21 protein-coding genes and 7 pseudogenes are annotated in these 20,234 nt (G+C 61.5%); 5 read left to right on the forward strand and 23 right to left on the reverse strand.

What is annotated here, in order from left to right; all coding sequences use genetic code 11:
- The first annotated feature begins 2 nt into the window (after window positions 1-2).
- Complete coding sequence (gene fabF / locus RSP45_RS02760; protein WP_171379757.1) at window positions 3-1,265, forward strand: beta-ketoacyl-ACP synthase II; 1,263 nt, start codon at window positions 3-5, stop codon at window positions 1,263-1,265.
- A gap of 79 nt (window positions 1,266-1,344) precedes the next feature.
- Here the strand turns inward: fabF and RSP45_RS02765 are convergent.
- The 3 genes and pseudogenes from RSP45_RS02765 to tet(G) all read right to left on the reverse strand — a co-directional run.
- A pseudogene (locus tag RSP45_RS02765) lies at window positions 1,345-1,562 on the reverse strand (DUF3363 domain-containing protein); the annotation flags it as partial.
- A complete protein-coding gene (locus RSP45_RS02770) occupies window positions 1,532-2,482 on the reverse strand; it encodes a LysR family transcriptional regulator (protein WP_415393134.1) in 951 nt (316 codons plus the stop codon). The gene RSP45_RS02770 and the pseudogene RSP45_RS02765, both read right to left, overlap by 31 nt.
- Before the next feature lie 56 nt (window positions 2,483-2,538).
- The gene (gene tet(G), locus RSP45_RS02775) at window positions 2,539-3,714 is read right to left on the reverse strand and encodes a tetracycline efflux MFS transporter Tet(G) (RefSeq protein WP_077098107.1); all 1,176 of its coding nucleotides are present in this window, start codon (window positions 3,712-3,714) and stop codon (window positions 2,539-2,541) included.
- Between the two features lie 104 nt (window positions 3,715-3,818).
- Here tet(G) and tetR point away from each other — a divergent pair, with 104 nt between their 5' ends.
- Window positions 3,819-4,445: a tetracycline resistance transcriptional repressor TetR gene (gene tetR / locus RSP45_RS02780; protein ID WP_077098105.1), complete on the forward strand. Its 627-nt coding sequence runs from the start codon at window positions 3,819-3,821 to the stop codon at window positions 4,443-4,445.
- Here the strand turns inward: tetR and RSP45_RS02785 are convergent.
- From RSP45_RS02785 to RSP45_RS02815, 7 genes and pseudogenes are all read right to left on the reverse strand, one after another.
- A pseudogene (locus tag RSP45_RS02785) lies at window positions 4,442-4,546 on the reverse strand (DUF3363 domain-containing protein); the annotation flags it as partial. The gene tetR and the pseudogene RSP45_RS02785 sit on opposite strands and share 4 nt — an antisense overlap.
- A gap of 62 nt (window positions 4,547-4,608) precedes the next feature.
- Window positions 4,609-4,683, reverse strand: a pseudogene (locus RSP45_RS02790) (hypothetical protein); the annotation flags it as partial.
- Between the two features lie 3 nt (window positions 4,684-4,686).
- Window positions 4,687-4,985: pseudogene (locus RSP45_RS02795) on the reverse strand (LysR family transcriptional regulator); the annotation flags it as partial.
- A gap of 28 nt (window positions 4,986-5,013) precedes the next feature.
- A complete protein-coding gene (floR, locus tag RSP45_RS02800; RefSeq protein WP_171379754.1) occupies window positions 5,014-6,228 on the reverse strand; it encodes a chloramphenicol/florfenicol efflux MFS transporter FloR in 1,215 nt (404 codons plus the stop codon).
- 219 nt (window positions 6,229-6,447) lie between these two features.
- A pseudogene (locus RSP45_RS02805) lies at window positions 6,448-6,552 on the reverse strand (DUF3363 domain-containing protein); the annotation flags it as partial.
- A 10-nt stretch (window positions 6,553-6,562) separates the two neighbouring features.
- Entirely contained in the window at window positions 6,563-7,483 is a 921-nt protein-coding gene (locus tag RSP45_RS02810) for a LysR family transcriptional regulator (protein ID WP_034065991.1), read from the reverse strand.
- Window positions 7,484-7,541: 58 nt separating this feature from the next.
- Complete coding sequence (locus RSP45_RS02815; protein ID WP_077098099.1) at window positions 7,542-8,234, reverse strand: TetR/AcrR family transcriptional regulator; 693 nt, start codon at window positions 8,232-8,234, stop codon at window positions 7,542-7,544.
- Between the two features lie 153 nt (window positions 8,235-8,387).
- Here RSP45_RS02815 and RSP45_RS02820 point away from each other — a divergent pair, with 153 nt between their 5' ends.
- The gene (locus RSP45_RS02820) at window positions 8,388-8,993 is read left to right on the forward strand and encodes a GNAT family N-acetyltransferase (RefSeq protein ID WP_081398625.1); all 606 of its coding nucleotides are present in this window, start codon (window positions 8,388-8,390) and stop codon (window positions 8,991-8,993) included.
- A 16-nt stretch (window positions 8,994-9,009) separates the two neighbouring features.
- Here the strand turns inward: RSP45_RS02820 and RSP45_RS02825 are convergent, their stop codons facing one another.
- From RSP45_RS02825 to RSP45_RS02865, 9 genes and pseudogenes are all read right to left on the reverse strand, one after another.
- Complete coding sequence (locus tag RSP45_RS02825) at window positions 9,010-10,242, reverse strand: DUF3363 domain-containing protein (RefSeq protein WP_262922595.1); 1,233 nt, start codon at window positions 10,240-10,242, stop codon at window positions 9,010-9,012.
- A 219-nt stretch (window positions 10,243-10,461) separates the two neighbouring features.
- Window positions 10,462-11,064 (reverse strand): annotated as a pseudogene (locus RSP45_RS02830) (hypothetical protein); the annotation flags it as partial.
- 241 nt (window positions 11,065-11,305) lie between these two features.
- Entirely contained in the window at window positions 11,306-11,884 is a 579-nt protein-coding gene (locus tag RSP45_RS02835) for a hypothetical protein (protein ID WP_171379752.1), read from the reverse strand.
- Window positions 11,881-12,753, reverse strand: a complete 873-nt coding sequence (locus RSP45_RS02840) for a lytic transglycosylase domain-containing protein (protein ID WP_171379751.1) — start codon at window positions 12,751-12,753, stop codon at window positions 11,881-11,883. Before RSP45_RS02840 ends, RSP45_RS02835 begins: the two co-directional genes overlap by 4 nt.
- Window positions 12,750-13,085: a DUF736 domain-containing protein gene (locus RSP45_RS02845; protein ID WP_171379750.1), complete on the reverse strand. Its 336-nt coding sequence runs from the start codon at window positions 13,083-13,085 to the stop codon at window positions 12,750-12,752. The genes RSP45_RS02840 and RSP45_RS02845 overlap by 4 nt, the downstream gene beginning before the upstream one ends.
- A gap of 35 nt (window positions 13,086-13,120) precedes the next feature.
- A complete protein-coding gene (locus RSP45_RS02850) occupies window positions 13,121-13,666 on the reverse strand; it encodes a S26 family signal peptidase (protein ID WP_171379749.1) in 546 nt (181 codons plus the stop codon).
- The gene (locus tag RSP45_RS02855; protein ID WP_171379748.1) at window positions 13,663-14,181 is read right to left on the reverse strand and encodes a DUF2840 domain-containing protein; all 519 of its coding nucleotides are present in this window, start codon (window positions 14,179-14,181) and stop codon (window positions 13,663-13,665) included. Before RSP45_RS02855 ends, RSP45_RS02850 begins: the two co-directional genes overlap by 4 nt.
- 61 nt (window positions 14,182-14,242) lie before the next feature.
- Entirely contained in the window at window positions 14,243-15,319 is a 1,077-nt protein-coding gene (locus RSP45_RS02860; RefSeq protein WP_171379747.1) for a replication initiator protein A, read from the reverse strand.
- Window positions 15,320-15,589 (reverse strand): helix-turn-helix transcriptional regulator, encoded by a 270-nt coding sequence (locus RSP45_RS02865; protein WP_023516906.1) that lies wholly within the window; start codon window positions 15,587-15,589, stop codon window positions 15,320-15,322. It abuts the gene before it with no gap.
- A gap of 462 nt (window positions 15,590-16,051) precedes the next feature.
- Between RSP45_RS02865 and RSP45_RS02870 the strand changes: the two genes are divergently transcribed.
- Window positions 16,052-16,339, forward strand: a complete 288-nt coding sequence (locus RSP45_RS02870) for a DNA -binding domain-containing protein (protein WP_039191249.1) — start codon at window positions 16,052-16,054, stop codon at window positions 16,337-16,339.
- 127 nt (window positions 16,340-16,466) lie between these two features.
- Here RSP45_RS02870 and RSP45_RS02875 read toward each other — a convergent pair whose 3' ends face one another.
- From RSP45_RS02875 to RSP45_RS02890, 4 genes are all read right to left on the reverse strand, one after another.
- Window positions 16,467-17,000: a GNAT family N-acetyltransferase gene (locus tag RSP45_RS02875; RefSeq protein WP_171379746.1), complete on the reverse strand. Its 534-nt coding sequence runs from the start codon at window positions 16,998-17,000 to the stop codon at window positions 16,467-16,469.
- Window positions 17,001-17,267: 267 nt separating this feature from the next.
- Window positions 17,268-17,789, reverse strand: a complete 522-nt coding sequence (locus RSP45_RS02880; RefSeq protein WP_171379745.1) for a DUF2285 domain-containing protein — start codon at window positions 17,787-17,789, stop codon at window positions 17,268-17,270.
- A gap of 46 nt (window positions 17,790-17,835) precedes the next feature.
- On the reverse strand, window positions 17,836-18,051 hold the full coding sequence (locus RSP45_RS02885; RefSeq protein ID WP_171379744.1) for a transcriptional regulator domain-containing protein: 216 nt from the start codon (window positions 18,049-18,051) through the stop codon (window positions 17,836-17,838).
- A gap of 199 nt (window positions 18,052-18,250) precedes the next feature.
- The gene (locus RSP45_RS02890; protein ID WP_171379743.1) at window positions 18,251-18,781 is read right to left on the reverse strand and encodes an antirestriction protein ArdA; all 531 of its coding nucleotides are present in this window, start codon (window positions 18,779-18,781) and stop codon (window positions 18,251-18,253) included.
- 927 nt (window positions 18,782-19,708) lie between these two features.
- Between RSP45_RS02890 and RSP45_RS02895 the strand changes: the two are divergent.
- A pseudogene (locus RSP45_RS02895) lies at window positions 19,709-20,062 on the forward strand (IS91 family transposase); the annotation flags it as partial.
- Window positions 20,063-20,234 lie beyond the last annotated feature (172 nt).

Here is a 20,234-nt window from a genome sequence, read left to right on the forward strand (position 1 = left end):
CAATGCGCCGAATTGTTGTAACCGGCATGGGTTTAGTTGGCCCTCTTGGTTCTGGCATCGAAACAAGCTGGAAAAGACTTCTCGACGGGAAATCGGGAATCAGGAGTTTGCCCGATGAAATTTCCAACGATCTACCGGTGAAAATCGGCGGACTCGTTCCTAGCCTGATTGAAGATTCCGAAGCCGGTTTTGATCCCGACTTGATCGTTGACACAAAGGATCAACGAAAAATGGATCGCTTCATTGTGTTTGCACTTGCGGCCGCGAAGGAGGCTCTTGAAACGGCGGGATGGCATCCCAGGAGCGACTACGAACGTGAGCGCACGGCGACAATTATCGCCTCTGGTATAGGCGGGTTTCCTGCTATCGCTTCGGCCGTTCGCATAACGGATACACGGGGAGCGCGGAGGCTCTCACCCTTTACCGTGCCATCGTTCCTCGCCAACCTCGCGGCAGGACAGGTTACCATCAGGTATGGATTTACAGGCCCAATTGGCACGCCTGTAACCGCCTGCGCTGCCAGCGTTCAGGCCATCGGAGACGCCGCGCGGCTGATACGCTCCAACGAGGCCGATATCGCTCTGTGCGGCGGAGCCGAAGCGTGTATTGACAAGGTTAGTCTCGGGGCATTTGCCGCCGCGCGAGCACTATCCACCGGCTACAATACTACCCCTGAACTGGCGTCGAGGCCATTCGACACCGGGCGCGATGGTTTCGTAATGTCCGAAGGGGCGGGTTTGATCGTCATAGAGGAATTGGGACATGCCCTCGCTCGGGGTGCCAAGCCCATAGCCGAATTGGTAGGATACGGTACTACCGCTGATGCACACCATATGACTGCCGGTCCAGAGGACGGTCGAGGCGCGGCCCGTGCGATGAAAATCGCGCTCCAGAGTGCCGGGTTGAAGCCAGTCGATATTCAGCATTTGAACGCTCATTCGACCTCCACCCCCGTAGGGGATCGTGGAGAAATAGCGGCGATAAAATCCGTTTTTGGCAATCATGATGTGGCGGTAAGCGCCACGAAATCGGCGACCGGACACTTACTTGGTGCCGCAGGCGGCATTGAGGCGATTTTCACGATACTCGCCCTACGGGATCAAATCGCTCCCCCAACGAGAAATTTAGCAAACCCCGATCCTGCGGTCGCAGGTATCGACCTCGTTTATCAGTCTTCACGTCCTATTCTCATGGAACATGCCATTTCCAACGGGTTCGGCTTTGGCGGCGTTAATGCAAGTGTCGCTTTCCGGCGATGGCAGTAACAGTTCCTGACGGTGGCGGCTTATGCGACTACTTCGGTTCGCTATGATGTTGAGAGGAAGGCCGAATATAGCGTTGATCCTATAGCGCCAGTCCTATCTGCTCGCGCAACTGCCACGATACCGATCCACCCTGCACGATGCCATGACCTCGCTGCCGAACTGGCGGTTGATGACCGGCCGCGACGGGACAAGGGTGCGTTTATGGCTCTTTTCGACCACAGCGAACTTGCTGCTGGATAATTGTACGATGCCGATGGACCGGCAGCTCACGCCCTCGCTATCCGTGGCAGTATCGAATTCGTGCAGACCTGCCGGTCCATGTCGTTGGCGAGACTGAGCAGGTTGCGAAGCGCCGCGCTGCGGTTGGACGGCGACCAGACAGCCGAGAAGGCGACCGGCTCCGGCTCGTCGGCGAAGGGCAAGAAGACAATGCCGGTTGACGGCAACAGCGCCGTGGCCGCACTGACGATGGTGATGCCGAAGCCCTGTCCGACCAAGGATAAAAGGGTGCCACGCCCCACGTCGAAGCGCAGGATCGACGGCGCAGGCCAGTGCTCGGCATGGCGTAGCACGATATGGCTATGGACCTGCGGCCCAGTGCCGCCACGCCGGACAAGGAACGTCTCGCCTGCCAGATCGGGCCATGTGACGGCTGACCGCTTGGCGAGCGGATGTCGTTCCGGTAGCACCGCCAAGAGCGGTTCGGTCCATGTGCGACGGGAATGGCAGTCGGGTAGTTGGGGCGTGCCCGCGACGAACGCCACGTCCAACCTGCCGGCGCGAAGCTGCACCACCGCTTCACGGGCTGGGCCTTCGGTGATTTCGACTTCAACGCCGGGGTGATCCTTGCGGTATCGGCCGATCAGCTTTGCTAGGAAGCTGCGGGGGATTAGGGCATGGATTCCGATGCGAAGCCGGCCGCTTTCTCCGGCTGCCGCCATGCCGGCGGTCTTAATCGCATGGTCCAATAGATCGACACCGGCCGCGATCCGCTCGACGAAGTGGCGACCGGCCTCGGTTAGTCGGACACCTCGTGCATGGCGCTCGAACAGGAGGATGCCGAGGTCTTCCTCCAGTGCCTTCACGCGCGCGCTGACGCTGGATTGCGCCACGCCGAGCGCATTGGCGGCGTGGCGGAAGTTCAGATATTCGGCGACGGCGAGAGTGTGAACTAAGGTCATCATCGGCACTCGCCCCGAGAGGAGATGATGGCTCAACGGATTTAATCCGTCATTCCCCGTAAGTCTACGCATACCAATTCGCCATGACTCAATCACAATGAAGTTGCGAAAGGTCTGCGTAGTATTGGCAGACATATTAAATAGAGGATCGCGCCGACAATCCAAACCCAACCGTTCCATGCTCCGGCGGTGGCAGAATAGAGTGCCGTGAAGCCAAGCGGTCCCGCGATAGAACTTAAATTGGTGAGGCTTGTAAGCGTTCCCTGTAAAGCTCCTTGCTTGTTACCGCTGACATTATTTGAAAGCATTGCCTGCAAGGCCGGCATGCCAACACCTCCGGCGGCAAGCAGCAACAAAATCGGGAACACCATCCATCCCTGCGTGGCAAAAGCCAGAAGAATGAAGCCAGTCGCATCCGCAGCCATGCCAAAGAGTAGCGTGCGCCGCTCTCCAAGCCGGCTTGAAAGCGGACCGGTAACAAACGCTTGGAAGATCGCGTGTGTTGCTCCAAATGCCGCAAGCGACAAACCAACAGTCGTGGTGTCCCACTGAAAACGGTCCTCGCCATAGATGACCCATAGGGCCGCAGGCACTTGGCCGATCAGTTGAATAATGAAGAAAACTGCGAAAAGCGCAGCTAGCCCGCGCAATGTATCATCCAGCCGGAACAGAACGAATGGTTTGATGCGAACCGGCTTTCCGGTCCCGCCATGGCTGTGATGAGTCTCCTTGAGAAAAATGTAGGCAAGCAGGAACGCGAAGCCGTTGAGAAGGGCAGCAGCGATAAACGGAGCATGGGCAGAAATACCACCGAGCATGCCACCAAGTGCTGGCCCGGCAATCATGCCTGCTCCATAACAGGCCCCCATGTAGCCGAACCAGCGTGCGCGAGAACCTTCCCCCGTCGAATCGGCAATGGTTGAGGCAGCTACGGCTCCGGTTGCTCCCGTGACGCCGGAAACGATTCGGCCGATATAGAGAACCCATAAGACCGGCGCTGATGCCATAATCGTGTAATCGACTGCGGCCCCCGCAAGAGAAGCCAGAAGCACCGGACGCCGACCGTAAGCATCTGAAAACTGTCCAAGCACGGGCGCGAAGATGACCTGCATCAACGCATAGAGTGACAGCAAAGCACCATAGTGACCAGCGACCTGCTCCGCCGGCACAAGCTCGCGCAGAAGCGTCGGAAGGACCGGCATGATGAGGCCGAGTCCCATGGCGTCGAGACTGACGATCAGCAGGGCGATGATGGCAGAGCTGTGCACCTGAAACTCCAGCGACGCTCAATGCGAGCGACTTTATCAATGATAAGGACATAGACATAAAACTTATCGGTGATAAATTGTCAAGCGTTGGCGAAGGAACGTGAATGACCAAACTGGACAAAGGCACCGTGATCGCAGCGGCGCTGGAGCTGTTGAACGAGGTTGGCATGGACAACCTGACGACGCGAAAGCTCGCTGAACGCCTCAAGGTTCAGCAGCCTGCGCTTTACTGGCATTTCCAGAACAAGCGCGCGCTGCTTGACGCACTGGCCGAGGCGATGCTGACGGAACGCCACACCCGGTCCCTACCCAAGGAAAACGAGGACTGGCGGGTGTACCTGAAAGAAAACGCCCTGAGTTTCAGAATGGCGTTGCTCTCTTATCGCGACGGCGCGCGTATCCATGCCGGCACTCGACCGACAGAACCGAATTTTGGCACCGCCGAGACACAAATACGCTTTCTCTGCGCGGCGGGCTTTGGTCCGAAGCACGCTGTTTGGGCGCTCCGGGCGGTCAGTCACTATGTGGTCGGTTCCGTTCTCGAACAGCAGGCATCTGATGCCGATGAGAGAATGTCGGACAGATCAGATGTGTCCGGGCAGGCAGCATCGTCCTTCCTGCACGATCTGTTTCACGAGTTGGAAAAAGAAGGCATAGATGCTGCGTTCAACTTCGGACTTGACAGCCTCATCACCGGTTTCGAGCGGCTACGTTCATCTACAACAGATTAGGGGCTTATCCCCCTCTGCCGCGCGAGTTGCCACGATTCCGATCCGCCCTGCACGACGCCCATGACCTCGCGGCCGAGCTGGCGGTCGATGACCGGCCGCCAGCGGTGCCCTCCGTGATTTCGATGTCGAGATTGGGATAGTCCTTCCGATACTGGCCGACCAGCTCTGCAAGGAAGCTGCCCGGAATCAGGCCATAGACACCGATGCGTAGCCGGCCGCATTCGCCTTGCGCTGTCATGCCGGCGGTCTTGACGGCGTGATCGAGCTGATCGACGCCCACCGCGACCAGCTCCATGAAATGTCTGCCTGCATCCGTTAGCCGGACACCTCGCGCATGGCGCTCGAACAGCAGGACACCAAGATTTTCTCCAGCGCCTTCACGCGCGCGCTAACGCTCGACTGACTGACGCCGAGCGCGTTGGCCGCGTGCCGAAAATTCAGATGCTCGGCAACGGCCATGAATTGAACAAGGGAAATGAGCGGTATCCTGCCGGACAGGATACCGCCATTCATGAAGCTGCGATGACGGGTGCGCCACATGGGTGCCGACCGTCCTGCCAGTCGCCGGTCAGACGACCAGCGACCTCTCGGCGTGAACCTCACGGAATCGAAGTAGCGCAAGACCCGTCGAAACTAGCATCGCCATCGTCGTGGCGTAACAGATCACGGGCCAAGCCGTATCTCCGTTCAACAGCGTTACCGCTAGTGTCCCGACGATGCTGACGATCAGGCTTTGGACGCAGAAGTAGAAGGCGACTGCCGATCCTGCGATGTCGTCGAACTGTGCGAGAGCACCATTGGCGGTGACGGACACCGTGAAGACAATACCGACTGCCATTACCCACATTGGCAGGATGAAGCTGAGGAACGATGGTGAACCGAAAAGTTCACCGATTCCCAACAGAATCGCCCCGCAAACGAGCAACGCCATCCCACGCGCCGCGCATCCCGCAATGCCCCATCTGGCTACAAAGGACTTCGCGAAACGGGTTGTCACAATCATGGCGAGTGCGACAGTGGCGAAAGCCAAACTGAACCCGATTTCGGAATAATCGGCTTGGCCTATGAGCACTCGGGGGGCTGTCGAGAAGAAGACGAAGAAGGTGCCCATGCCAGCGCTAAAGCCGACCGTATAAACCCAAAAGTTTGGACTCACGAAGATAGGCAAAACGGAACGGCGTGTGTTTACTTCATCCGAGGGGCGGGTTTCGTGCCATCTGAAACCGGCGTTCAAGAGTGCAGGCAACGCAAGTGCAGCCAGCGTGACGAATATCGCCCGCCATCCGAAAAACTCGCCGATCAGTGCTCCGGCGATGGGGCCAAGGGCGGGCACGAAGGCCAGCATCGAACTGAAAAGACCGTAGATGACGACACCCTCCGGGCGGCTGGCATAAACGTCGCGAACCGTCGCGAACGTCGCTACCAACGCCGCCGACGCGCCGACCGCTTGTAGCAGGCGAAAAGCGACGAAGGCTGCGGCCGTTGACGACCATGCCGCTCCGAGAGAAGCGACGATGAAAAGCGCCCCACCCGCAAGCAAGATCGGCCGTCGCCCGATGCGATCCGATATTGGGCCAAAGATCACCTGCCCCACGCCGAGCATAACCATGTAGAGGCTCAACGTGAGCTGGATCATGGATGGCGTCGTGTTCAGGATGCCGGGCATCGCTGGGACGACGGGGAGATAAATATCCATCGCCAGTGACGCGAGGATGTCGAAGGGAGCCATCAGCAGCAGGGCTGCCGGCAACGTATAAGCCCACGCGGGGCGTGTGATAGTCATGACGAATCAACCGCTCGATCAAGGATTCCGGGCGGCGTCTGCTCGTCAACAATCAGATTGGGGATTGATCTTACAGAACGCCGCAACAACAGTGCTTGTTGTTGCGGCTTACTTGTCGGCCGACTTGGCGTTTCCCATGCTGATAGCCCCACATTTGGCAATACGAATATCTATCTCCTATCCGAATAGCGCCGGTGTCGCAACGCCGTTTCAGGTGCTCTAAAGTCCCAACCCCCTTTGCCGCCCCAACCGCCACAACACCGATCCGCCCTGCACGACGCCCATGACCTCGCGGCCGAACTGGCGGTCGATGACCGGCCGCCAGCGGCTAGATTCAGTCGGTGCGGGCGATCTGCCCCATGTGGCTGGCAAGGCAGAGCAGATTTTTCAGCGTGGCGCTGCGGTTGGACGGCGACCAGATGGCCGAGAACGTAATCGGTTCCGGCTCGTCGGCGAACGGCAGGAAGACGACGCCGGACGTTGGCAGCAGCGCCGTGGCTGCCCCGACGATGGTGATGCCGAACCCCTGTCCGACCATGGACAATAGGGTGCCGCGCCCCACGTCGAAACGCAGAATCGACGGCGCGGGCCAGCGCCCGGCGAGGCGCAAAACGATATGGTCATGCGCTTGCGGGCCGGTGCCGCCATGCCGGACTAGGAACGTCTCGCCGACCAGATCGGCCCATGTGACGCTTGCCTGCCCGGCGAGACGGTGCCGCTCCGACAGAACGGCGACCAGCGGTTCCGTCCAGATGCGGCGGGAATTGCAGTCGGGCAGTTCGGGCGTGCCGGCCACAAAAACTATGTCGAGCATGTCGGCGCGAAGCTGCATGACGGTATCGCGGGCCGTGCCCTCGGCGATTTCGACCTCGATGCCGGGGTGGTCTTCGCGGTATTGGTCGATCAAGTTTGCGAGGAAGCTGTGTGGAATCAGGGCATGGATACCGATGCGAAGCCGACCGCTTTCGCCGGCTGCCGCCATGCCGGCGGTCTTCACGGCATGGTCAAGTTGGTCGATGCCGGCCGCGATCCGCTCGACAAAATGGCGTCCGGCTTCTGTCAGGCGAACGCCGCGCGCATGGCGCTCGAACACGAGGATGCCAAGATCGTCCTCCAGCGCCTTCACGCGGGCGCTGACGCTGGATTGCGCCACACCGAGCGCATTGGCGGCGTGTCGAAAGTTGAGATATTCGGCGACGGCAATCGTCTGGATGAGCGAGGCAAGGGGAATACGCGATCCAAGCGCGGTCGGCATCCCCCATTGGCGGTCGGTCAGTGATGTTGACTGTTTCCGCCGTCGCATATTCGCCACCCTATGAGGTAGCGAAGGAACGGATTATCCAGCCTAACCCACGCGAAAAGCTCTCACCCCAATCATCGGGTTCGCTCTCGATCTGCGAGGAAAGGGCTGGATATTCGGCCGCGTGATCCCGAAGGAAAGTGGCGACGCGCGCACGGGTTGCAGCTTCGTCGCCGGCTTGCCATGCTACTTGCGTCGCGACCGATCCGAGCATGAAGTTCGATAATGTGTATCCCGCATGGATAATGTCGGCCTTCGGCAATCCCGCCCTTGCGAGGGTTGCGCGAAGATGTTCGGATCGGACCAAGGCATTGGGACCGAGCAGCGGCCGGAAGCCGAACAGGCTGGTTGACCAAGGATGCCGTAGAAGCGTCTGCCGCCATTCTGTTAGGAAGCGGATCAACTCCTTGTCCCATTTCAACGGTTCTGTTGGCAGAGGGATTTCACCGAGAACGCTATCCAGTGCCAGTTCAAGCACATCGTCGCGTGTCTCGACATGCCAGTAGAGGGATGCGGCACCGGCGTTCAGATGTTCCGCCAGTTTGCGGATCGTCAGGCCGTCTTGGCCCCGCATGTCTAGAATCTCGACAGCGGCTTGGACGATGCGGTCCCGCGTCAGCGCGGGAACGTCGCGCACTCGCTTGGCTGGTTTCAGCCAAATCGTCGAGGAACCGCGCTCCGTCTGCGATGGTCCGTTCTTAGTCATTCCTACTCCCGCAAACTTGACAGTCGAGCGTGTCCTAGTGCATCACTCTATCAATCGAACATTGTTCGAGTCAACGATCATCGATCTATCGCACTGTGTGGCGAGTCCATCGGAACGCCGCGCACGGATAGCGGGCGCTGCATTGCGCCGAAGATGGAAACAATCGAGACAAGAGCGGAAGCAAGAATGAGCAATCAAAACGATACCCATGGCGGCTTGGCAGATCGAAATTTCCTCGCCGTCTTGCCGATCTCAGATGGCGTGGTAACGATCAGAGCCATGTCGGATGCAGATGCGGAAGCATATGCCGCCGGGACGAACGATGCTTCGGTCAAGCACTTCGCTCACCTGCCGTTGGACGAATATACGCCGCAGATCGTTCGTGACATGATCCGGGGTACGATTGCAGACGGATTGCGCGATGGAACCTTGGCCGTCCTGACAATCTCGGATGCTCCCTCGGATTCGTTTCTCGGAAGTCTGGTGATCTTTGACGTGAAACCGGATGACGCGGAGATTGGCTATTGGGTCGCGCCGGAGCATCGTGGCCGAAAGGTATCGGGTCGCGCGCTCGCGCTGGCCGTGGAAATGGCCCGCAAGTTGGGCCTGAGAAAGCTCCGCGCTCGAACGGTTCAAGAAAACCCTGCATCGGAGCGGGTTCTTCTCAACGCGGGATTTGAACAGGTGGGTGAAGTCCGGCCAGAGATTGTTCCCTCCGGCAAGACCGAAATGAGCGTGAACTATCTCGTCGAGGTTTGAGGCATAAGGGCGGCACCTAGATGCTTAGCCCTCTTTGCCGCCCCAACTGCCACGAAACCGATCCGCCCTGCACGACGCCCATGACCTCGCGGCCGAGCTGGCGGTCGATGATGGGCCGCCACGGGACTAGCGTAAACTCGTGGGACTTCTCAACCACGGCGAACTTGCCGCTCGATAGCTGCACGGTGCCGGTGAACTTGCCGCTGACGTTCTCTCCGTCCGTGGCGGTTCGGAACGGTAGGCCCTTGCTCTCGGCCATCTCCGCGCCAACGCGGGCAACCTCCCGCTCGCGCAGCGTGGCGAGAAGGCTACGCCGATAGAAGATGCGGCCGTTCCGTGCTCGGGTGGCGTCGCCCTGTTCGATATGATGCTCGCGGCGCTGGTCCATCGCCTCGCGCACCTGCTGGCCGAAGCCGGCCGGCGCAAGGTCGGCCGTCTCGCCATGGATCAGCCGCCGGTCCAGCCAGGTCGCGCCATCCGAACCGATCTGCTTGCCTAGATCGACCGGGGAAAGGACGCGAACGCTGGCCTGCCGGTCACGGCCGGCGTCATAGGCGGCGGCACGGCTGACCAGATCATCGGGGATGCGCCATTGGTCGGTGTCGATCCGCTCGACGATCCCGGCCCGGCGTAGCGCCTCCAGCCGCCGGACATGGGCATCGACATAGCCCTCATAGTCGCCGCCGGGAACGCGGCCCTCGAACTTCGCCTGCTCCAGATGGCGGCTCGGCCGATAGATGCCGTCCTCGGCGATGGCGGTGATGGTGCGGTCGGACGGCCGGGCTGCCGCCTCGGCCGGGCCGATCTCGATGATGCTGCCGATGCGGGCATCCTCCAGCCGCTCGGGCGCAATGCCGGCAATGTGGTGCGTGCGGCCTTCGATCCCGTCCACCACGATTGTCAGGTTCTCGCCCAGCTCGTCGGATAGATGCTTGTCCACGACGCGGCCAAAGATCGGCGTCTCGGGCACTCCGTCATGGATTTGGAAACTCATGGGATCGCGCTCGCCGCCCTGCGGGCCGAGCGCCTTCTGCATGGTGCGGATAATGTCGCCGCGCTCGCCCAACTCGCGCAGGGCCGGTTCCATGTCCTTGCTCAATTCCCAAACGGCGGGCGCGTGTTCGGTCGCCAGCCCCATCTTCTCCAGCTTGCCGAGACGGCGCAAACGCAGCGTCCGCTCGAACTGCCGCCTCGGCTCTGCCGGTTCATGGCGCAGGTCGAGGAAACGGGCATCGGCTTCCTCGGCCATGGCGCGGTCGATCCGGGTGAAACGGTCTTGGTCGATTTCGGCCGACAGCTTGCGGGTCTGCTCGATCTCGGTGACGGGGCCGAGTTCCAGACTGGCAAGCTCGCTGGCGCGTTCGCGCAGGCCGGCCGAAAGATAGTCGCCATTGATGACTAGATCCCCGCCGCTATCGTCGCGGCCGTTGACGACGATATGCACATGGGGATGGCCGGTGTTGTAGTGATTGACGGCAACCCAATCGAGTTTCGTGCCAAGGTCCGCTTCCACCTGTTGCATGAAATCGCGGGTGTAGGCCGTGAGGTCCGCCAGCTCCGCGCCGTCCTCGGGCGAGACGATGAATCTGAATTGATGTCGGTCGTCCTTGCCGCGATCAAGGAAGGCGTCGCCATCGGTGCGGTCCTCGGTCGCCGAATAGAGCCGCCCGCGCTCGCCATCGCGTGACGTGCCGTCGCGCTGGACATAGCGCAGATGCGCGCGGGCGCGTCCGCCCTTCCACGCGGCCCTGACGCTAAGCGGCTTGACCATCACGCGGCGGCTGCCGGGCTGGCGATGATGCCATTGACCGGAGATGTTGCGGGCGCGCACGAAGCTCGCGCCCCGGCCGCGCTTCACGCCCTTGCCGCTGGCGACCACGGCGCGGGACCGTCCCGGCGATGACGGGCGGGCGGATGACGGCATGGAAGGATCGCGGGAGGCGGCTGCCTGATGCTGCCGGGTGATCTTCTTGACCTGCGTGAAAAAGCTCTTGGTCTTACCGGCCTTCGGCGTGTCGGATCGGATGCGGCCGGGCTTCGGACGGAAGCGGTTTTCGTCGTCGGCGCTCATGGGCGCGACTCCAGCGAAAACCGCTGAGAACAGGCTGATATGGGCCTATGGTGCCGCTCGAAACCGTGCAAAGCCAAGGCTTTGCACGAAATCGCGGCACGCGGCCCCTCAAAACCATGGTGCCGGAACCGGCAACCTAACCAGTGTGCAGACAACAACAATTTCCAGAAGCGGCCCGATATGGTGCCGTCTTCTTTAATCTTGCCCTCCGCCCTTTCTGCCTTTTCTGCCCCTCCTGCCTTCATGGTCCTGCTCCATCCGCTGCACGATCCTGCACACCGCGAGGCGCTGCGGAGCGCGCCGCCGGCTCGTCCGGCAAAGCGAATTTGAGCCGCCATGTGCGCCATGCTTCGGCAACCGCCCCGGTGCCGGGAAACAGGTCGTCGAGCGTATCGTCGGGACGCGCGGCGACCATCTCGAAAGCCCAATGGCAGACCGCTTCGGGCTTTGCGCCAGTGAGGCCACGGCGAAGCGTGATGCTCTCCTGAATCCAGTCCCGCATCACCAGCCGTTTGCTGACGACAGGCTTTCGCGCCGCCTTCACGATGACCGGCTCCCACGCAAAGGCGACCGGGATATTGCGTTTGAACGCCGCAAATCCCTTCACCCATGCCATCCATCGCGCGCCCGTCCTCTCGACCAGCGGGGCAAGCGTTGCGATAGAGCGCGGCGTCGCGGCGGCGTGCAATATCCAGCCGTCATAGTTGCGATCCAGCCGCTCGATCAGGCGCACATGATCGACCTCGCCCGCGTAATCGGGATGGTCCCGATAGAGGTGCGCGCAGCCGATATAGGGCGGGTCGGCATAGGCGATCTTCATCGGCGATCCGGCTCCGAAACGGCAGCAAACAGATCGCCGGATTGCGCCTCGGACGGCAGCGCGGGCGCAGTTCGGGCGTCGGTCGAGCGTGTGACAAACATCGGTGATTCACGCCAATCTGGCGGCGGTGGCGGTGCCGATGACGGCGGTTCGGTTGCAGCCGCGCCGCCGAGGATCGGCGCGAGCGCGGCAACATAGGCCCGCGTTTCGGCCGGCAGCGTGCGGCCGGTCGCAAGGTATTCGTCATAGCGGCCGGGACCGGCATTGTAGGCCGCCAGCATCGCCGCGACATTGCCATAGCGGTCGAACATTTCGCGCAGGTATGCCGTGCCTGCGAGGATGTTGTCGCGCTGGTCGTAGGGATCGCGTCCGAGGCTGTAGCGGACGCGCAGGCCCGCCCATGTGTCGGGCATCACCTGCATCAATCCCATCGCGCCGGCCGACGAAATCGCGCGCACATCGCCCGCGCTCTCGGCACGTAGCACCGCGACGATCCAATGCTGCGGTATGCCGAAACGCTGCGACGCCTCGGCGATGTGAGCCGCATAAGGATGGGCGGCGGCCGGGCGCTCGACGGGCGCGGATTGCGCGACCGCGCCGCCCGGTCCGGCGCAGACGGAAAGCGCGCCGGCCAGTATCAGGACGGCATAATGCCATGCAGTCCTGTCTCCGCTTCGCCACCAGCCTGCCAGCGTGCTCGCGGCGGTCAAGGGCAAGGCGCAAGCGCCGGCCGATGGCCGCCCCTGACCTTTGCTGCGCGCGCCGGCCGTCCGGTGGCCGAGCGGGACGGAGGGATGAGACGGCTTTTCCGCGAACAAAGGGATGACGATCTTGGACCGGATGGCGGGCCGGACGCGCGCGGCCGTCATTCCTCATCCTCGACTTTCCGGGGGTGCTTCCAACGCAGCGTCCAGACCGAAGGATCGTCGTTGGACTGGAACAGCTTGGCGCGGATCGGGAACGGGAAGATCGGTCCCTCCAGCCTCATCGACACGAAGTCGCCGGCATTTTCGCTGGCGTCCTTCCATGCAGGGCCGGCGTCCGGGCCGTCCTCGCTATCGAGACGCACGCGATAGTCGGGCGCGTTCTTCACGTCGCTCGGCTTGGCCGGAACGATGAACAGCTTATCGCGGAGGCCGAACGAATGTAGCTTCCCGGCATAGCCGGTTTCGGTGCGGGTGAAGGTGCCTATTTCTGCCATGGGAAATCTCCTGTGATTGGCTTTCGGGGATGGTTTCAGTGCGTCGGCGCGCGCCACTCGTAGCGGCCGACGCCTTCCTCATCGGTCCAGAGCGGGACCGCTCGGCCGATGACGGAAGCTGCGGGGATGGGTCCGAAATAGCGGCCGTCGAGGCTGTCGCGGACTTCCCAATTCATGAGGAAAAGCTGGTCGTCGCCGATGACGCGGCAGCCCTGCCAGACGGGCAGATCGCGGCCGAGGCTGTCGCGCTCCAGCGCCTCGCCCATCTCGATCCCGTTCACCGTGATCGTAGATCGCAAGCGGCAAACCCGCTGTCCCGGAAGGCCCAAGACGCGCTTCAACAGCGGGACGCCGCGCGCGATATAGCCGCGCTCGACCATGAAGGCGGCGAGCGGTTCGGGCGGCATGACGGCGACCAGCTCGGGCACGTCGAGCGCGTCGGCCGGCTCGACGGTGTAGAAGCCGATGGGCGCGCTGGCTGTGGCGTTCCAGATGAGTTTCACGGGCCACTCGACGGCGCTGGCGGCGGCGATGCCGATGATGGCGAGCGCCGTCACCGTGAGGGTGCGGCGGCGCGTCATGGCTCGATCCTTCGGCGGTGAAGCCACGCGGCATGTCGCTCGGGCGTGTAAGCGTGCGGCTCCAGATTGGCGGTCAAACGGTTGTGGAGGTGCCGCCAGTGTTCCGGTGCAGCGTCGGCCGGATCGAGGCCGAGCGATTCCACGGCGTCGATGGCGGCAAGCCCGCGCTGCACCTTCGGCCAACCGTCGAGGCGCAACAGGATTTCGCCGCCGGGGCGGACGAAGGGCAATGTTTGGTATGGCTCGCCGCGCCCGAGTGCCCGCACAATGTCGATGCGGGAAACGACCGTGCCATGGTCGCCTTTCGCCCATCGGACGAAGGCGAAGACGCTGCCCGGCGCGAAGCCGACGACACTCCGGCGGCGGTCGATGATCTGTTCGTAGCTCTTGCGGCCGAAGCGTATCCAGTGCTCGATGCGGCGCTTCTCGAACGTGAGTTCAACCAATGTCGTGAAGGGCGCAGGCCCGTCCGGCAGCGGACGGCCGTGCGCGCTGCGATGGGCGCGGCGGGTCATTGTGCGTCTCCGGCAATGTGCTGGTGGGGATTGCGCGCGTGCGCTGCGTCAACGGCGAGCATCATGGCTCGCCGCTCGCGGCAGAACCGGCACCACGCTTCGCCTGCGCGCGCGTCAAAGAAAAAGAGTTAGATTCTCTGTTAGATAAGTTAGCGGTTGGATTCCGCTTTTCAGGCCAAAGCATTAGCTGCGGTTCGTGCGCCTGATGTGCCGATAGTCTTGCGCCTGATGTGCCGATACCCCGTGCGCCTGATGTGCCGATGGGTTTAACAGGGTTATCAACAGTGCCTGTTGATAAGTTTTCGGGGCGGATGCGCAGCAGTTCGCGGCCGTCTTCCCGCTCGATCTGGAGGTGGTAGCCGGGGAGTTGCTGGCGGGCCGCGATCCGGCGCAGGTCGAGCGCGAAATCGGAAGGCCGCGCGAGGCTGCCGGATTTCTGATGAAGGTGCGCGACCTCGAAAATCCAGCCGTGGCGCTGGTGGCCGGCGTGTTTTCTGGCGACGCGGTAAAGCCATCGCTCGATGCCGCCCGTGAGCCGGAAATAGGCCGGGTCAATTGTCAACACCAGCGAGCGGTCGATGACGCTGTTGTAGAACCATTCGGGCAGGACGAACTCCATGCCCTCGACGCGGCCGGCGCGCGTCGTCATTTCCTCCCACTCGTTGATCCATGAGAATTGCCGGCGACGCCAATGCGGGCCGTTGCGGATCGTGGTGGCGATGACGGTGGATTGCAGCCGCGCCAGCGCGGCCTTGAGCAATAGATATTGCCGGTTGCCGGTCGGGCGGCCGATGGCGCGCAACAGATGGTAGGGCGTGAAGCGGAAGAAACGCGAAGTCGTGAGGCCGTCATTCTCGGCCGCGACGATCTGCGACGCCGCCCATATCAGCACATCGGCGTCCCATATCGTCGCCATGCCGTGTTCGGGCATCCCGAACACCTGCACCTCTATGTCGGCGGCCTTGTAGAGAATCGGCTTGGTGCGCGGGGTCTTCGCCAGCGAGAAAAACGGCCGTTCCATCAAGTCGCGCTGGTCGCGCGGCGGCGCATCGCCCGTTGCGACCACGAAGGGGTCTAGGCGGCTGCGCTCGCTGTCCTCGGTCGGCGGCGCGGGGGTGTGATCGTCCTCGCGCAGCATCTAGCACTCGTCCCGTTCTTCGGGTGTGAGCGGACGCGCGGGAAAGACGGTGCCGGCGGTCTTGTCGCGGGTGGATTTACGTTCGCCGACCGCGCTCCAGTCCTCCAGATCGCGGACGGTGTAGAGGACGCGACCGCCGACCTTGCGATAGGTCGGGCCGGTGCCGTAGGTGCGATGTTTCTCAAGAGTGCGGATGGATATGCCGAGGAAGCGCGCGGCTTCCTTGGTGCGCAACAGGCGCGGCGGCAGGCCCGCAAGCGGGTTGGGCATGGATCACCTCCAGTCGGGATTGGGCTGCCGGGGGCGGCAGCGGACTGTGGCGAACCATGGCGAGGGATCGGCGGCGCGTAGCGTGCCGCATTTGCGTCTATGCGCTGGCGGCACCCCCCTCGGGGGCGTCGCTGGCTAGTAGGTGAAGGATTTCAACGGCTCGTTGCCTGCCGCGCCGAATAGGCAAAGACATCCGCGCGCAGCTCGGCTAAGATCATGGGTGGAGCAGACGCGCTGCTCCGGGGCGTCGAAACCCCTCTGTTACCGTTTGGTGCCGGCCGTTACGGCACCGCACTCCTTGACCTATGGTCGGGGAGCCTGTGGCGTATACAACAGGCTTTCCGAGCTAAAGGCCATGGGGCCGTGTAACAGCGGTTTCGAACTCCCCGATCACCAAGAGTCAGAGAGAATCGTTTGCGGGGGCGCACCGCAGACAAGCTCTCTCGGATACGGGGGATGACTATGCGGGTTCCTGTCGAACTCGATCCCGATGTGGACGACGAAGCGCCAGCCGGCGACGCCATAACCACCTATGACGAACGCCACTACGTTACCTATCTGCGCCTTCTCGATGCGAAGGCCGAGGGCGCGGACTGGAAGGAAGTCGCGCGGATCGTGCTGCACCGCGATCCGGCAGCCGAGGAACTTCGGACCTATCGTTGCTGGCAAAGCCACCTCGAACGCGCGCAATGGCTATCGCGAGAGGGCTATCGTAAGATTCTGGAACAGGCGGCAGCTAACAAGGCGTGAGCATCGGCGGTTTTCAGTTTACTTCACCTCGGAAGCTTTGGAATTTCACGATATCCGGCCGGCAGGAATCGACCTCATCGCTGACGTTTCGCGTGGCTTTGTCACGTCCTAAAAGCTGATATGCCTCTCAATTGTTGGCCCATTCTGAACAGGTCAACTCATACGTTACCTCGCCGTGCTCCGTGCCGGGTATGGGGTCGGGAAAATCCAAGAAATCCGTCCGCGTGTGTTTCATACCAACCTTCTCCATTACACGGCGCGACCCTTGGTTGACCGCCATTGTATTGGCCACAATCTTGTCATATCCTGCGACCTCGAAGCCCCAACCGATAAGAGCCAAAGCTCCTTCAGTTGCCAGCCCCTGACCCCAAGCCTCCCGGCGCAGTCGATATCCGATCTGAGCTAACGCCCTCCCTTTCGGCAACAAGCAGAACCAGCCGACAAACTCGTCATCCGCATTGCGTCGCGCTGTCCAGACGTTCGGCTCGGTTCCTCGTGGCATGAGAAACGGCGCGGTCGTCGAATCGATCCTGTCATGATCAACCGCACCATTGTTAAGAAACCGCATCACTTCTGGGTCAAGCTCTAGCTGGATGAAGTTAACACGATCCACCGGAGTGCAAGGACTGAGAATCAAACGCAGCGTCTTTAGTAAGGTCATGGAAAATTTCCTCAAAATACATTTCAGGCATGGTCGTGCGAAAACATAGATTAAGCAACGAGTTATTCAGTTGAGAAGCCGCCTTGCCGTTCTTGACACATGAAGCAGTTTGTTAGATCCACTCCATTCCTGCTGAAGTTCTCGTAGGAATTCTAAAGTCCGCAACATTTCCCCGAGGGCTGGCTTTCCGGTTCTTTTCGTATCGCACCTCTTTGTTGCACCGGGCAGTAAGCTTGCGACTTGCAACAAGACGGTGCTCGCTAACGATCAACGCTTGCCGGGCTTGATAGGGTAGTGGAGCAGCAGGCGATAGCCGCCCCGCATCATCTTGATACCGTGCGCGACCAAGCGGCGAGCTTTGTTCTTGCGCGGATCGTTCTCGAAATCCTCCTTAGTGCCTCGAAAGCCGAGCAGGACTTCGGCGATGGTGCGATAGCTCTCGCCATGCAACCGAGCGTCAAGCGCGCGCAGCGACAGGATATGCCATTGCCGGAGCTGGGCAGGGACCGCGCGGAAATCGGGACCGGGTGCCCGGCCGTTGAGGGACCGCCAGAAACGGCGGGCAGCGTGAGCGCGAAGCTCCAGAAAGGAATCCATCGGCAGGGTGACGGCATAGAAGGCGGCGGCGTCGGGAGTCGCCTCGGGAAGCCAGAATTGATGTGTGACGCCATCAACCTGCCAGATACCATGCCAGCCATCGGCAGCGCGGCGCAGATCAAGGCCGGCGAGATGAGCCAGCGTCAATATCGGTTCGGTGTCGCCGTCCTTATGCTCGACCGGCGACAGCATCACCGCTTGCGGTTGAAGGTTCGGACTCCAGATTGGCGTCGGCCAGTCATGCGGCGCGTCGGGATCGCACGGGAAATCGCAACCCCCAGCGATCCGCGAACGCTGCAAGGTCACGGCCGGACGGTCCTCCGGTTAGTGCGATGGTCTGGAACTCCTGACGATAATCGTCATTCCGGCGCAGATATTCCCAAGCGAAACCGGCGGCCGAAATGTGCTTCGCGTGCCTGTATGCCACCGGCGAACGCCAGTCGATGCTAAGCATGGCGTCACCTCCCAAAGCCGGGGCGCGCAAGGCAGCGCCCAGCCCTTAGAGGTTCAAAGATCGCTAGAAATATAGAAGCCGCTCAAAGCAGATACCTTGAGCGGCCAGTCCGATCATTCTTGGTTATTTTTTGCTTAACACTATTTCGATGATTCCGCGATACGCCCGCCCGCAAAATGCGGGCAAGGTGCTCCGGTTTTCATTGACTGGAAAACACATGCACCTCGTTGTGTGAGGTTTCGACTGTGAAAAACTCACCGTTCATTTCAGCATCACGGGCTATTGCTTTCCAATCAATGTAGTAGCGCAGCGCCTCGGGGATCGTGGTGCCGCTTTCAGCGGTCAAGTCCTCCATGAAGTCGGCAAGGCTAGCGAACTGGCCGTGATAGCAGTCCTGCAAGGCGGTTTCGGCTTGGTCCATGTCGCCGACGAACTGCTCCAGCAAGCCAGCGCCTAACGCGCCATGCTCTGCGATGAACGCGCCGATGCGCGCCACGGTGTCGATGCCGGCATATTCCTTGATGGTGACGCCCTCGAAGCCCTCGTAGTCATGGATGGCATATTCCTCCGCGTGCTCGATGGGGGACCGTGCGAGCATGGCCGCAATTTCGTCCCTGATTTCATCCGCGTCCTGATCCGCGTCGATCCAAGCCCCATGCAGATAGCCGTTATTGTAGGCAGCAAGGCAGGCGACATAGATGCGGGGATTGCTGTCGGAAAGGTTGGTCATGTCTCTGATCCTCGGGTTTGGGGTTCAGAGCAGCGAAGCGCCGCTCCTGAACCCTTGCCGGGCGGCGAGCCACGGGTAGCAAGGCGCAGGAGAAGTCTTTGGCACCGTGGAATAAATGGAGGGGACCCGCTTGCGGGGAGCGGGCCGTTTATGCCGCGAAAGGCCGGAGAGTTTTCGGGGGATCACCCGGCCACGCAGCTCGGCCCCGGCCGAGACCGTGGTTGGGGACACCCCTTCGCCCCGTTAAGCGGATGGCCTTGCGTGGGGGAACCGGCGGTTCCCTAGATGGACGGGGCGCGCTTGCGCGACCTGGCCCAAGGATGCGGGCGGCGTTCGGCTTGACCGAACCCCCCGCCAGTGTGATCGCCGCGCCCGCGCGGGGATCTCGAAACCTTCTCAGGCCAGAGCTTTCCAGCCCGCCCCGGCCAAGGGGACGGGGCAGGGCCTTGCAGGCGACGAGCTGGACGCGCCATCCCACAGCGAAGGATAGCGAGGCGACTTGTGGTAAGGTCTGGCCTCGCAAAAGGCCGAGGGAACCGAGGGAAGATCGTCACCCGAAGGGCCGAGATTTGCGGGCCGAACGGACCATGCCCCCGCGTCGATCCGCTGGCTCGGAACGAGACGGCGGGCGGCGCACCTGGGGGGCAGGGACGGGCGGCGCGCAAAGCTCGGGGAGTGGGCCGGTGCAGCCGGCGCACGAGTAGAGCCTGGTCCTGGGCGGGCGTGTCCTCGCGCCACTGCACGAGGTCACGAACGATCAGGATTTGCCATGCCCGGAAAAACGGTGAGCGTAATAAATAATGCCTCGAAGCAGTGCAATTGCCACATATGTTTGATATTATAATGACGCGCAATCATCTAAGATATAAAGAGAAAATGGCGATCCGATGCTTGAAATTATGGACATTTTTAAAACTATCTCTCAAGTCGCTATCCCGCTTCCACGGGGTGTTCGCACCCAACAGTCGGCACCGGGCGTTGGTCACGCCGGCAAAACGGGGCAGGGGCAACAAGGTCAGGGTGGCTGATGAACCGGCAACACCAGCACAACGGCGAGCGTCGATGACATGGGCGCAACGGCTCAAGCGTGTTTTCAATATCGACATCGAGACCTGCAGCGGCTGCGGCGGCGCCATGAAAGTCATCGCCTGCATTGAAGACCCTATAGTGATCAAGCAGATCCTTGATCACCTGAAGCACAAAGCCGAAACCAGCGGGACCAGGGCGTTACCCGAAAGCCGGGCGCCACCGGCTGAGCTGCTCCTGGGTCTGTTTGACTGACGAGCCTGAAGGCCAACGATACCAATCAAAATGCTGCGTTCACAGCGCCGCGGCAGGGATCCGCCGTGCTGGTTGTCGGAAAAGGAGCCGCTAGTGGGAAAGAGGAGGGTAAATTTTCAGCGTTGCTGGCTCCCCGTCAGCCGGATTGGGTTGCATCGCAGGGGTGTCGAAA

The organism is Paracoccus sp. SJTW-4, from assembly GCF_047716885.1.
GTDB lineage: Bacteria > Pseudomonadota > Alphaproteobacteria > Rhodobacterales > Rhodobacteraceae > Paracoccus > Paracoccus solventivorans.

Bases quoted from the DNA above. Each gene is read 5' to 3' on its own strand.
- RSP45_RS02880 (WP_171379745.1), bottom strand. From the start codon at position 17,789: ATGCTGTCGCCGGTCGAGCATAAGGACGGCGACACCGAACCGATATTG.
- RSP45_RS02825 (WP_262922595.1), bottom strand. From the start codon at position 10,242: ATGGCCGAGGAAGCCGATGCCCGTTTCCTCGACCTGCGCCATGAACCG.
- RSP45_RS02810 (WP_034065991.1), bottom strand. From the start codon at position 7,483: ATGCCGACCGCGCTTGGATCGCGTATTCCCCTTGCCTCGCTCATCCAG.
- RSP45_RS02885 (WP_171379744.1), bottom strand. From the start codon at position 18,051: ATGCTTAGCATCGACTGGCGTTCGCCGGTGGCATACAGGCACGCGAAG.
- floR (WP_171379754.1), bottom strand. From the start codon at position 6,228: ATGACTATCACACGCCCCGCGTGGGCTTATACGTTGCCGGCAGCCCTG.
- RSP45_RS02815 (WP_077098099.1), bottom strand. From the start codon at position 8,234: ATGACTAAGAACGGACCATCGCAGACGGAGCGCGGTTCCTCGACGATT.
- RSP45_RS02820 (WP_081398625.1), top strand. From the start codon at position 8,388: ATGGAAACAATCGAGACAAGAGCGGAAGCAAGAATGAGCAATCAAAAC.
- RSP45_RS02865 (WP_023516906.1), bottom strand. From the start codon at position 15,589: ATGCCCAACCCGCTTGCGGGCCTGCCGCCGCGCCTGTTGCGCACCAAG.
- fabF (WP_171379757.1), top strand. From the start codon at position 3: ATGCGCCGAATTGTTGTAACCGGCATGGGTTTAGTTGGCCCTCTTGGT.
- RSP45_RS02860 (WP_171379747.1), bottom strand. From the start codon at position 15,319: ATGCTGCGCGAGGACGATCACACCCCCGCGCCGCCGACCGAGGACAGC.
- tetR (WP_077098105.1), top strand. From the start codon at position 3,819: ATGACCAAACTGGACAAAGGCACCGTGATCGCAGCGGCGCTGGAGCTG.
- RSP45_RS02845 (WP_171379750.1), bottom strand. From the start codon at position 13,085: ATGGCAGAAATAGGCACCTTCACCCGCACCGAAACCGGCTATGCCGGG.
- RSP45_RS02840 (WP_171379751.1), bottom strand. From the start codon at position 12,753: ATGACGGCCGCGCGCGTCCGGCCCGCCATCCGGTCCAAGATCGTCATC.
- RSP45_RS02835 (WP_171379752.1), bottom strand. From the start codon at position 11,884: ATGAAGATCGCCTATGCCGACCCGCCCTATATCGGCTGCGCGCACCTC.
- RSP45_RS02855 (WP_171379748.1), bottom strand. From the start codon at position 14,181: ATGACCCGCCGCGCCCATCGCAGCGCGCACGGCCGTCCGCTGCCGGAC.
- RSP45_RS02890 (WP_171379743.1), bottom strand. From the start codon at position 18,781: ATGACCAACCTTTCCGACAGCAATCCCCGCATCTATGTCGCCTGCCTT.
- RSP45_RS02850 (WP_171379749.1), bottom strand. From the start codon at position 13,666: ATGACGCGCCGCCGCACCCTCACGGTGACGGCGCTCGCCATCATCGGC.
- RSP45_RS02870 (WP_039191249.1), top strand. From the start codon at position 16,052: ATGCGGGTTCCTGTCGAACTCGATCCCGATGTGGACGACGAAGCGCCA.
- RSP45_RS02875 (WP_171379746.1), bottom strand. From the start codon at position 17,000: ATGACCTTACTAAAGACGCTGCGTTTGATTCTCAGTCCTTGCACTCCG.